Annotated in this window: 6 protein-coding genes; all 6 read right to left on the bottom strand. The window is 37.7% G+C overall.

Going from position 1 to position 13,572, the window contains the following annotated elements:
- Window positions 1–121: 121 nt before the first annotated feature.
- The 6 genes from HSM_RS04335 to HSM_RS04315 all read right to left on the bottom strand — a co-directional run bounded on the left by HSM_RS04335 (window position 122) and on the right by HSM_RS04315 (window position 13,089).
- Entirely contained in the window at window positions 122–418 is a 297-nt protein-coding gene (locus HSM_RS04335) for a hypothetical protein (RefSeq protein ID WP_143432549.1), read from the bottom strand.
- Window positions 408–668: a hypothetical protein gene (locus HSM_RS10800; RefSeq protein WP_143432548.1), complete on the bottom strand. Its 261-nt coding sequence runs from the start codon at window positions 666–668 to the stop codon at window positions 408–410. Before HSM_RS10800 ends, HSM_RS04335 begins: the two co-directional genes overlap by 11 nt.
- 699 nt (window positions 669–1,367) lie before the next feature.
- A complete protein-coding gene (locus HSM_RS04330) occupies window positions 1,368–1,637 on the bottom strand; it encodes a hypothetical protein (protein WP_012341655.1) in 270 nt (89 codons plus the stop codon).
- Window positions 1,637–2,545: a glycine--tRNA ligase subunit alpha gene (gene glyQ / locus HSM_RS04325; RefSeq protein ID WP_157857773.1), complete on the bottom strand. Its 909-nt coding sequence runs from the start codon at window positions 2,543–2,545 to the stop codon at window positions 1,637–1,639. The genes HSM_RS04330 and glyQ overlap by 1 nt, the downstream gene beginning before the upstream one ends.
- A gap of 115 nt (window positions 2,546–2,660) precedes the next feature.
- Window positions 2,661–3,287 carry a YchE family NAAT transporter gene (locus HSM_RS04320; protein ID WP_011609388.1) on the bottom strand — a complete coding sequence of 209 codons (627 nt, stop codon included), beginning with the start codon at window positions 3,285–3,287 and terminating at the stop codon, window positions 2,661–2,663.
- Between the two features lie 385 nt (window positions 3,288–3,672).
- The gene (locus HSM_RS04315) at window positions 3,673–13,089 is read right to left on the bottom strand and encodes a YadA-like family protein (RefSeq protein ID WP_012341653.1); all 9,417 of its coding nucleotides are present in this window, start codon (window positions 13,087–13,089) and stop codon (window positions 3,673–3,675) included.
- Window positions 13,090–13,572: the final 483 nt, after the last annotated feature.

Below are 13,572 nucleotides of genomic sequence, written 5' to 3'. Positions count from 1 at the left end.
ATTGCCATAATTAAAAATAACCCTTGTAAATCAATTAGTTATTGACAAATCACGCAACAGTATATATACTGTTAAAGGCTCTTTTTTTATGAATAAAAAAAGAGATTTACCTTGCTAAAATTTATTTCTTATACAGGCTTCCGCTTGTGTCAATAAACTGATTTTCTTTGAATTCGCCTACTTTTTCATTATCAGACGTTCTATAAAAAACCCCATTTTTAACAATACCAGTAAGACTATTTTTTCCTAAAATGGTAGCAAAAGTTGCTTGATAGTCTCCATTTTTACCTTTTTCAAAAATGAACGAAATTTTAGGGTTATTTATTTGAGTATATGTACCGCTATAATCTTTTGCATCGTTGCACGCAACTAAACCAAAAGCTAATAAAGCTGACATTGCTAATGTTTTAAGTTTCATCGGCGTTACCTCTCTTTTTTCTAGTTTTTCGTTTGGATTGTAAAGCAATTTCTTTTTCTTGTTCAATTTTCCACTTCTCAATGAAATCATCTACCATTTCCGTGTTTAAATATCTATCAAGAACAAAATTGAGAACATCGCTTACTTTGATCACTTTTCCACATTGAATACTTATTTCAAGGGCGAGAGATTCCGCAATTCTCTTTCTTGCACCTGAAACTCGTAAACTTGTTGAACCATTTGATGACATTTTACTCTCTCCTTGTTTAAAAGTAAATTGTATATTGTAGATTTGTATGTTTAAAGGTAAAAATACAAGGCTAATCAGCTTTGAAAGCATATATATTTTAGCAATCTTAGTAGATAAGTAAAAAATTTTTTTTGCGTGGATTTTAGATCTTACTTGATCTTTGTATAAGTCAGGCGGTACAATAGCAACCAGTTTATATGGTTTAGGGGCTTACCCCACGCAAAAGCGTGCGGTCGGGCTATATTTTTAGGCTTCAGGCTACGGCATTTCTGCCTTGCTTCAGCTCTAAAAACTCAACCGCCGTAAACGGCGGTTTCGCCTGTCGGTAACTATCCCTAAGCTAAAAGGTACAGATAAAGAAAAAGCCCTATTTGGCTATAGGGCTTATCCGTTACAAGTGTTTTAACGTTGAAGTTTCCAGACCAAACCGTTAAACACGATTATTTGATTTCTATTATACACATCAGATAATCCAATGCAACCGTCTAAATGAAAAAAATTAGATTATGCAGCGTTTAAATGTTGGAATAAATAAAGAGAAAAATTCGATCATACTCTTGTAATGCTAAACCATCTAATGAATTCAGGTTTTCATAGTCGATAAAGGCGTATTTCATTTTTTCTCCTTGATTATGATAATTTCTAAATCTGTAACATAAATTTCTCGGTTATTTTTTCAATAACCGAGCAATATTTCTACTATACGTTACCCCAAATCCCCTCCAACTCAGCTAAATCCAACACCACTTTATCCCCTTCTAACAACAATGCCGGAATACCTATATAGCCTTTGGCTTTGGCGTGATTAAAGGCTGGGTGGTAGTCACGAAGACGTAAAAAAAGTTTAAGATTTGCACCGCACTTTGTGATGTCGCACTCTTCAAATTCCACACCCAAGCGTTCTAGTTCAGCGACAAACGGTTCGGTATCAGGGCACCAGTGGGCGAAATATAAAATCGGTTTTGTCATTATTTTTTACACCCCGGAAATCCTAATGCTTCACGGCTGGCATAATAGGCTTCCGCTACACCTTTGGTTAAAGCACGAATACGCAAGATGTAGCGTTGGCGTTCAGTGACAGAAATCGCTTTGCGTGCATCAAGCAGGTTAAAGCTGTGTGCTGCTTTTAAAATACGCTCGTAGGCGGGAAGTGGTAGCGGTTTTTCCAAACCGATCAGGTATTGAGCTTCTTTTTCGTACTGTTCGAAACAATGGAACAAGAAATTTACATCTGCATATTCGAAATTATAGGTAGACTGCTCTACTTCGTTTTGATGGAATACATCGCCATAAGTAGTTTTGCCAAATTCACCGTCAGACCATACCAAATCATATACACTGTCCACACCTTGAATATACATCGCCAAACGCTCTAAGCCATAGGTTATTTCACCAGTTACCGGTTTACATTCCAAGCCTCCGACCTGTTGGAAGTAGGTGAATTGTGTTACTTCCATTCCGTTCAGCCATACTTCCCAGCCCAAACCCCATGCACCAAGTGTTGGATTTTCCCAGTTATCTTCTACAAAACGAATGTCATTTTGGGTTGGATCGAAACCGAGCATTTTTAAGCTGTCTAAATAAAGTTCTTGAATGTTATCCGGAGAGGGTTTGATCACCACTTGGAATTGATAATAATGCTGTAAACGGTTCGGGTTTTCACCATAACGACCGTCAGTTGGACGTCGGGAGGGTTGTACATAGGCAAATGCCATCGGCTCAGGTCCCAAAGCACGTAAACAAGTCATTGGATGCGATGTCCCCGCACCTACTTCCATATCAAAAGGCTGAACTACGGAACAACCTTTGCTTGCCCAAAAATCTTGCAAGGCAAGAATCATCCCCTGAAAGGTTCTTACATTAAATTTTGTATTTATCATAATTATTGTTCCATCATTGTTGTGAAAAAACGTTTTTTATTATACTGAAAAAAAACAATGTTTAGCATAAAAAAGTGCGGTGTATTTTTTACCGGATAATATGACTTTGAAGCTAAAAAACGCCTATATTTTTTAAGCCGGTAGTGATAATTTCTACACCTAAAGACATTAGCAATAACCCCATAATCCTTGTTATTACATTTGATCCTGTCTTACCTAATTTTTCTATAACTGGCTCTGAATAACGAAATAAAATATAACAAGTTAAACCAAAAAGTGCGATTGTAATAGATGAATATAAGTATTCGCTCCATGAACTCTGACTAGAACCTAGAACAATAGTAGCACTAATTGATCCAGGACCCGCTAAAATTGGCATAGCTAACGGAACGACTGCAATATTATCTTTTTCGCTAAAATCCTCTTTTTGTTCCTCTTTATTAATTTTGTGATCACCAATTTTTCCATTAATCATAGTTAAAGCTATCATCACAACGACAATACCGCCGGCAATTCTGAATGAATTAATCGATATATTGAACGAACTTAAAATGAAATTACCGAAATAAAAACTGATCAATAAAATAACGACAATCGAAAAACAAGTAATCATAGCAGTATGACTTTGCTGAACACGACTTTGACCAGATGTCATCGTATAAAAGATAGGAACAACCCCAATTGGATTAACCAACGCAATTAACCCAATAAAAAATTGTAGATAAACAGAAAATTCCATAATGCGAATCCTTTATTTAACATGAAAGGTTGACATTATATGCCGATTCATTATGAAATAAACGAATATTTCATATATTGATGTTCTCCTCTCTCTAAAAAACGAAATTCCTACTAACTCCCCTAATACATCAGTGAATTTCTTCTATCACCCTCAATGAATATTTCTTTTTCAAGGACAGAAGTTAATGTATTCTAACCGCTTTCACCTAAGACTAATACTGGGCTGGTGATGATATTACAGTTCCATCACCATTAAAAAGTATCATAGTAAATCCGCATCAAAAAAGCAGTGATTCCGATCTGCACCCAAAAGTTGGACTAAACAACCAACTGATTAAGGAGCAGATCATCATTCACTGCTTTTTTAGCTCAAAGGGCGTTACTTACCATGCCCAGCCAATACCGACACCGCCACCAAAATCGCCGGTTGAGGTACTGTTGCCGTGTAGTTTCAACATAATCTTACCGTTATCGCTCATACGAGAGTAGCCCAAAGCCACCGCACTTTGCCCCTTATAAGCCCCCGCAGAGACAGAAAGTGCTGATTTACCTGGCATCGTAATCATTGGCAACGCAGCTGCCGCATTTGCACCAGCAATTCCTGAACGTGATTCACGATTAACACTATGAAGCTGTGTACGCAATTCATTATTTTTTGCGTCCACATAGTTTTTATTCGCAATTGCCTGACCTGAACTAGAAGCATTGAGATCTTCAACTAAAGCCTCATTTTTGCCGTTGATGCTAATAATCGCTTTTTCACCCACTTTTAAGGCTCGATCTTTGCCATCTAAATTCAATCCCAATCCTTTTTCATCATAGAACGCCAAACGGTTTTCGCTTAAATGAGAGCGTTCTTTTGTGCTTGTATTTTCCACACTCAAACCGTTGCTGTCCAAGCGGGCTTTCTTACCGTTCACTTCACGGGTTTCAAAAGACGTCATATTTTTCAATTGATCAGACAATTTCACTTCTAAGCCTTTGCCGTCTTGGGACATTTCCACTTTGATATTACCGACGGCGGTGAGGTCGCTGTTAAATGTGTCGCCCTCGCCCGTGATCACCAAGGTACCGCTTAATGGCGTGCGAACTTCCATGCCGTCATTACCCTTGAACTTCATGCCGGATTTCGCCACCGCTTGCAAATCGCCGGTTGTGGCTACGTTGGTTAATTCGGCTTTACTATCGGCACTGACTAAGTCAGCGACTTTTTCATAGCCTTTGTAATTTTGTTCATAGGCGTTATTGGCATTTGTTAAGCCTTTTTGAGCTTCAGTTAAAGCAGTTTTTGCTGTTTCAAGCTCTTTTTTAGCCTCATCAAGCTTCGTTTTGCTTTCTTGTAACTTAGTTTCTGCCAGCTTTTTATCCTCGCCTTCTGGCAACGCATTTATCGCCTGTTCTAAGCTATTCACCGCTAACGCTAAATCCGTGAAAGTTTGTGCTTTTTGGGATAGTGTTTTGGCTTTATCACCGACATCTTTCACCTTACCCTCAACCGCTTTTGCCAATTCTGCGGTTTTTTGTTTCGCTTCTTCCGCTTTAGCCATGTCTTTTTCAGGGGCAGCTAATCCCAAACCGCTCGCCACATTGCTAATCCCGATAGGTGAGGTGCTTGGTTCGGCTTTAATCACGACTTGTTTCTTCTCTTCCTCAGAAAGTTTTTCACTAGGTTTACCGTCTTTGTGGAAACTGCCATCAGCCCCTTTCACGACTTTTTCATTGCCTAAATAAAAATCAAACGGGCGATTATTGTTTAAGTCGGATACTTTTTCATCCACATAGTTTTTATTCGCTGCAAGGGTGCCGTCTGTTTCCTCCGGTTTAATATCAGCAAGACCGGTGATTTTGCCTGAGCCGATTTTCTTACCGTCAGTATTTTTTGTGGAGAACGCAATAGATGGACCTTGATCTTTCTCAAACGATTCTAGACCACTTTGATCTGCCGGTTTTGTACCTGCGTTAATAGTAATAGATGGCGTGTCAGCATTTGAGTTATTCGCCCCATCTGCACCATTCGCTCCTTGTGGAGTGAATGTCATGCCCTTATTATCAATATTGACTTTAGCACCTTGATTGCCCACTTGGAAAGTCGCCCCCTTAGTCGGATCTAACGTAAGTTTCGTCACTTCTCCAGTTGCACCATTTGCACCACTTCCGCCCGTACTTCCAGCTTTAGAGGAAATCGAGGTGATATTTTTCAAATCCTCAGTCGTGCCAATGGTTACCACTGCCGTTATTGGTGTAGTAGTGGTTGGTGTACTCGTATCGCTTGGCGTGCTCGTTGTTGTGCTTGAAGTTCCCGCAGTTGGAGAGCTTGAAGCGACCACAGTATCTGCACTATCGCCATTTGTACCACCTGACGCAACCGCACCACCTGCACTACCTGATGACGTGCTTGCTGGTTCAGAACTGTCTGAACTACTTGCCACGGCTGGAGCGGTCGGAGCTGGGGTAGAAGTTACCTCACTTGTGCTACTTTCAGACGTTGCCCCATTTGCCGGTTTTTCACCCTCTTTAGCTAACGTTAATTGAATATTCAAGCCAGCCTTAAACTTCAACGTATCGCCACGACCGATTTCTATAGGCTTACCGCTACCATTTTCAACCTTGAACTTAAACTTATCTAACGCTTGTTCAAGGTAGCCTTTAGTGATGAGTTCTTTGCCATCAACTGCATTTCCGCCATTATATGTTTGATTTTCAGCAAGCATAACAGCTTTAAATGTCGGACTTTCGTTAAATCCAATTTCTATCTTAGCGTTGCCACCGTCATAGGTATATCGAGTTGTTAAATTATCTCCTGTGTACTTAACAGCTTGTGTTTGAGAAGTTGTTCCTGTGCCAACAGTTACTGCTGGTTGTCCAGTCCCTGATGCCGGTGTGTCTGTCCATTTTACAATAGATATGGTTGAGCCTAGTTTTATGCTGGTATCATTGCTATTACCTGACGGCATATCAGCTTTATACTTATATCCTTTTTCAACTATTTCTTTAGAAATTTTAGCTAAATCTCCTACATTAACTGCATGCGTTTTAATCGATGAAGTATCAAAGTCTTTTCCTATTAAATAGTCTAAATCTTTTCTTTCTTGATCTTTTCCATTATGGTTTTCTAATAGTCCACTTCTTAACCCTGTAATTTGTTTGTTGTTGATATGCAAGCCTGTTCTATTAAATTCAAATGTGCCTCCATTTGAAGAAATAGTTAAGTTATTTGTCAGACTGTTAGGAATACTGTTTGTGTCATTTTTTCTATTGAATCTTATTTCAGTAGCTATATTTTTATTCTTGCTATCACTAATAGATTTAATTCCTTTTAAATCTCTATTTAATGATATTTCCAATTTATTTTGCTTATTATTTATAACCGCAATATTTCCATCTGTGCCTTTAAATTTAGCAGTTTGGTTTTTATTTAAACCCTTACCAACTATTTCTAATGTTTCTGATAATTTTTTGTGTATTTCTTTATTATCATTACCTTTGAATTTTAATCCAAGTCCATCAACATATTGTTTATTCACCGCATCGTATTTATCCGTTGGTGTGGCAACATAAACAATTCTTCTTTGTTCATCTTTGCTACCTACAGATACCGCATTGGATACACCTGTTGATCTATTACCTAAGATAACAGCATTTGTTATATCTTTAGTTGTCGTAATATTTGAACCCAAGACATAAGTGTTTTCTCCCTTGATTTCATTATAAGCACCCAATACATAAGCATGCTCTCCGCTAACGGTGTTTCTTTTTCCTAATACCCCTGAATATTTACTACTCACGGTATTCGTTGAACCGATTGCTACAGACTCTTCGCCGTCCACAGTACTATCACTACCTAACACCAATGACTTGCGATTTGTAGCACTTGTGTTATAGCCAATTGCAATGGAGTCGGCATTTTGTGTAACGGCTTTCAGACCTATACTGATTGAATTATCCCCATCAGCTTTAGTTTCCGGTGAATCAGAAATTTTCACAGAGCCATTTTTAGTACCTTTTAGATACTTAATAACCGCATCCGCCTGTACTAATTCAGTACTGCTTTTTTCACCATCTAACTTGATTTCAGCAATACCGACATTGCTACCGAATGTTTTTTTATTGGAAGCCTCGCCAATATTCGATCCATCTACTTTTAAATACGCCGTGCCTAACTTATCAACTAAATCAGTAGTCTTGGTATATTTTTCCAACTCCTTTGCTACGGCTTTTGAGGTAACGACTTTTTCGTCATTTTTATCTACAGAAGTTGCTTTATTTAAAGTAAAGGTAATAGCATCAGTTTCGGCTTTTGATGTTAGATCCGTTCCGTCGCCTTTAATGGTTACTGTTGCACCAAGTTGACGAGTAAATTCATTGCCAGCATTACCTTTAAACGTCAAGCCTTTATTCACCAAGCCTTGAGCGACATGAAGCAAATCGCCTGCATTGATGGCTTTGTTTAATTTATCGCTATTTTGATTTTGTGTACCTGTTTGTGTGCTATCAATAAGTTTTAACAACTCGTCTAAGCCTTGTCTTACATTAGTACCACCACTACCATTTTGATCTAATCCACTTCCTAGATTTGTGATTGGTTTGCCAGCTAAATCTAATCCAGTTTCAGTGAATTTATAGGTTGTATTAGTGCCTACGTTCAACTCCGCAGATTTACTACCATTATTTTTAAAGATTAAAGCGTTATCATCACTTAACCCAACAGTCGATAAACCGGTAGCTTTAACATTGCTAGAGCTGTTATCTTTTGCAAGTGTTAATGTCGCTCCACTTTCAGGGCTTAACTCGATTTTCTTATTACCGTTATTGTTAATTTTAATACTTCCAGCATCAGTTCCTGCTGTAATTGTTGCTTCAGTATCTTTTAGTTCAAGTTTTGATTTGCCATGTTCTAATTCTACAGTTGCTTTATCAGCACCAAGTATTAATTTAGATTGACTGTCTTTACTGCTAATTTCAGACACACCACTGAATTTATCTTCAGTTAATGTTACTTTCTTATCTGAATTTCCAGCGGTGAAAACGATAGATTTTGTTCCATTTCCACCAGTTCCATTGTTTAATTCAATTTTTGTATCATTATTAGCAATTGAAGTAATACCTTTTAATTCTTTGTTAAGAGATATTTTTATTCCTTTATTATCAACAACTGCGGTTGTGATATTTTCACTATCTCCATTAATATTTAATTCATTATGCTCTTTATCTAAGGTATAACCTTTTCCATCTTTAGGATTATCACCCTTAACCGTGAAATTAGCGGCGACTTTTTCTAATCTTTTGTCTAAATATTTTTTGTTGACAGCGTAGTTATCATAAGTATTTTTCTTAGGATCAGTTGACTTATCCTCAGGAATTTCTTCTGTAATTAATACATTTTTAAAAGTAGGGGATTCTTTTATGCCTATTAATAATTCTTTACTGTTTGATAAGTACTTTGTTTTAATATTATCAGGAAGATATTTTTCTCCTGCTGTAATAGTAGATGGTGTATCTACAGCTCCAGCTTTAATTATCAACTTATCTCCTAAATAATGTGTTCCTTTAGCATCATCTTCGCTTCCAAAAATAAAGCCTTTATTAATCGCTGTTGTATTTTGACCAATGGCATCTTTAAAGGTCATTTCTTTTTGTGCTGGTGTATTTGTACTTCCATGATATTGAACAACGGTAAATTCTGATTTCTTAAATCCGCTAGTTGTATCAACTTCCGCACCCAATACATTCACCGCTAATTTAGAAAACTCATCAGCGACAGCGTAAAGTTGGCTTCCGTTGATAGCGTCGGTTGAAGTTTCCGTTACCGCACCTGCGGCGACGTGTTTGATTTGTCTTTCCTTGCCGGTTTTACCTATGCTTAAAACGGATTTTTTATTGTTTTCTTTATCATCAGCACTCACTCCACCTTTGAAATTAAATTTAACATTAATAGTCTCTATTTTAGCTTCATGAAGTGCGGTTTCTTTTTTAGTCGCTTCTGACCCTTGTCCCAAGGCAATGGAATCCCCTGCGGCGGTTTTTACTATAGCCCCTTTCCCAATCGCTACTGCACCAACGGCGTCTCTCTCAGCTTTAGCACTATGACCGATAATTACCGCACTTTTTGCACCCGTTTCAGCTTTTGATTTTGCCCCAATAAGCACACTTTCTTTTGCAGTTTCAGCTATCGCACCATTACCAATCAGAATTAAATCTGTATTCGCATTCTTTGTTCCATTACTAGACATTTCATCTGTCTTATCCAATGCTTGGATATTATTACCTAACGCCACAATATCCGTACCGTTTTTGATTTTGTTTTTATTCCCGATAGAGGCTGTCCAAGCAGCGTTTTCAATTAAAGTGCCATCTGCTCCGTTTTTACCTTTTACATAAACCGCACCTATAGCGATAGAACTTTTTGATTCTACTAATTTTGTTCCACTACCTATTACAACAACCGCACCATTTGTCTCTTTAAAGCCTTGCGTAACTGTATTATTAGACCCTAGCACAAATGAATTTTTTACATCAATGCTAACATCTCTACCTATCACAACCGCATTTTCTGCGTCAGATTTAGCGTTATACCCTATCGCAATACCAGACGTCGCACTTGCTGTAGCACTTGCTTTCACCCCAATAGCGACAGAATGAGTGCCTTTTGCTCCATCGTTGTTGTAATTTGAACCATTGCCTTTATCGCTACCTTTTACCGATAAATAATGTAAATCGGTCGAGACATTTTTAAGTTTGTTATCCACATACTCTTTGTTGACGGCAAGTTTTTTATCAGTAGTTTCTTTATCCTCAATCGTGTCAATCTTTACAGATTTAAATTCAGGATCGTCTTTCAAGCCGATGGTGAATGTCGCTTTTGAACTATCGTTTTTAAATTCTGTTTTTAGGTTTTTGCCTAGATAGTTCTCTGTCGTTTTACCTGACTTTGTAACATCCCCTGCTTTGATTACAATGGTTGAACCTAAATAAAAAGGTGTATCTTTAGTCTTAGGATTATTAGTTCCATCATCAAATTTATAGCCTCTATTGATAGCTGCAATACTTTTACGGATAGCATCTTCAAAAGTTGTTATTACTCCTGATGTATCACTTGAATCGGTTACATTTACTGCGTCAAATTGGACTTTATCAAATTTTGTTGGATCATCTTTATTTACCGTCAACCCCAACTTACCTTTAAGGTCATCAAGTTGTGCCCCAGTAATCGCCTGATCAGAAGTCGCAGTAATCTCCCCTTTCTCTAAATGCCCGAAGCGGATTTTTTCGCCAAGATCTTGCGAACCAATCACCTCATTCGCCCCTTTCGCCCCGACTAAGACTTTGCTTTTATCGACAGGTTGAGAATCTTTCAACGGTTCACCGGTTGCAGTGTTGACTTCATAGAATTTACCATTAGAATCTTTGGTCAGTTTAATGACTTTACCATCATCTTTAACTGTGTAATAAACCACCAAACCTTCTTTTTTGACGTAGTTCAAGGCTTTTAATTGCCCCACGGTCGCCACGTCAGAGTCCAAAGCACCCGGTGCCACATTGACAATCCGACGTAAACCGACCGCACTTTTTTTCGCATCGCCTATAGCACGGGAAGCACTTCCGTTATCCCAACCACCCACAGAAATAATCCCAGCAGCTTTATCATTGAAAATTTTATAGCTAGATCCTTCCGGCACATAGCCGTCCAATTCCATCGCACTTAGACTGTCTTTTCCACTCAAAACAGCGGTAGATTTATTGGCATCGTTTTTATCATAAAAATAATTGGTGGTGGAGCGATAGCCCAAGGCGACAGAGTTCATCATATCTGCTTTGGTTTCATTGCCTAAAGCCATTGAACTATGAGCATCTTTTCCAATACTTGCGTTATCTCCTAATGCCACGCCCTTTACAGCATAAACAGATGAACCTGTCCCTATAGCAATAGCGGACATTTCTAGTTCTACTTTATGCCTATCATCTCCAATTGTCGACCATTTTAACTTCGTTAATTTACTGTCTTTTTCAGGATCTTGATTTTCAACTTTTGCACCATTACCAATAACTATAGATTTCTTTGCTTGATCCTTTATACTGGCACTATTTCCTAAAACGATGCTTTCACTTGATTCTCCTAAGGCTCCATAACCCATAGCTATTGTATTGTCTTTTGTTACACCAACGCCGGAACCGATAGCCACAACGCCCGCACCTGTTACTGTTGTGCCCGTTCCTAAAGCGATTGAGTTTTCTTTATGTACATTTGTCCCAACCCCAATCGCTATCGTATTACTTGCATATTGTCCGACATTATTTAATGCCCCTAAAACGACAGAATTTTGACCTTTTACATAGGAAGCTGTGCCTATGGCTACGGTATTATCTCCATTATTAATAGTGTAATAACCTATAGTTACAGCATGTTGCCCCTCTTTTGCTTTCTTTTTTATTGATTTTTTCTTGCCATCAGTCGTTGTTGATAAAAACTCATTTCCTTCTTCTTGATATTCTAAATCTAATCCAGTAATAACCTTACTAATCTTATCGTTAATTTTTTTATCGTCTAAATGATTAGCAAACCCAGATTTAACAATCTCATTCTGATTTCCAGTTTTAAGATCTGTAACTTCAGTTGTTATTATTGTATTAACATCTTTTTGTTTATCTTCCCGAATCGTTCCAATACCTAGTTCTTGCATAAGTTTGGTTCTAAATTTTTGAGCTGAAGCCTCATCTATCTTAGCATTAGAAGCTACTTTGGTACCTATTGCGATGGATCCTTCTCCTACTGCTTTTGAGCCAGAACCATAAGATATTGCCCCTTTCCTAGTTGCTTCGGCTTCATTTCCTATAGCAAATGAGTTAGCAGCAAAAACTCTTGACTCATCCCCTATCGCAACCCCACCTTCTGCATCTTCACTCACAAAAGCACGAACACCAACAGCGGTTGAGCCTTTAGCTAAAGCAAATGATAAAGTCCCTAAAGCAAGTGAAGTATCCCCATAAGCAACCGATCTTGAACCAATAGCTATTGCACCTATTCCGGCTGAATAAGTTGGAGAATAGTGTCTATGATCTTGATTAGGTTTTTTCCCATATTTATCTACAAATATATCTCTGTCTAATATGTCCTTATAAGTAGTTTTTCCGTTATGATTTCCATCATACCCATAAATTTTCATAATAAGATCTTGCGGTAATGCGTCGGCGTATCCACCTTGGCTCAAGATATCATCATTACCTATAGCAATCGAAGCGTAACCTGCTGCCATAACATCTGAACCTATCGCTGTGGCTTGCCCGCCTCCAGCATAGACATTATTCCCAATCGCAGTTGTTTGACTACTATAACCGACTGCACCATGACCTAATACAGTCATACCAACTTGCTCATCTCTACCTGCCGCCATAGGACCTATGATTACAGATTTTTGTACATTTGTATTTATTCTACTACCATACCTATTTAAATTTTGATTATTTCTATTAGGTTGAACAGGTGCTATTAAAATATTTTCACGTCCAATATTTTTCCAATAACTTGACAAATGCCATTTTTCTCTTACTCCAGCAGCACCTGTAGTTGCTTCCATATCTATATATACTATATCAGCATATGAAACACTGCTCACACCAAGCATCCCCGACATCAACAACGCCAACGGTGAAAATTTAAAAATGCCTAAAAAATTACCCCAAAACGCACCGCACTTCGGTTTACTCTTCGAACTGCTCGCTATTTGGCGATTGCTTGCCAATTCAGACACCACTTTGGTTTGTCCAGTGGTTACATCGTATTTGGTTTTGAAGATTTTGTTCATATTCTTTACTCGCTTTAAAAATTATCTGTTAATTACTTATTAAGTGGTTATTGATCGAATCTGTTATTGTTTATTTATTATCTCTTACTGATTATTTATTAAACTTTAGAGAGATAGGTTATAAACCTAAATAGGCGATACCTTGCTTTTTAAGACAAAGCAGAAAAAGGCGAATAATACTTTCGCCGAAAGGTTGAGGTTGAAATAGGTGATTTTTAAGATATTGTTTGAACATGTCCAACCTCTCAAAATTAACTTGAAAGGTTGATTTTAGGCAATATACTAGACTGTAGACTGTAGACTGTAGACTGTAGACTGTAGACTGTAGACTGTAGACTGTAGACTGTAGACTGTCATTTTTTCCGTTCTATTTTATTTGTCAAGTGAAAATTCTCGTTATTTTATCCTAAATTTTTATAGGAAAGAAACGATTTTTTTACTTTTTATCCTAACTTAATTGAGGCGAACAATTAGAAATGTTTG

The organism is Histophilus somni 2336, assembly GCF_000019405.1.
Classification (GTDB): Bacteria; Pseudomonadota; Gammaproteobacteria; order Enterobacterales; family Pasteurellaceae; genus Histophilus; species Histophilus somni.
This window is presented reverse-complemented; position numbering and strand designations above follow the sequence as displayed.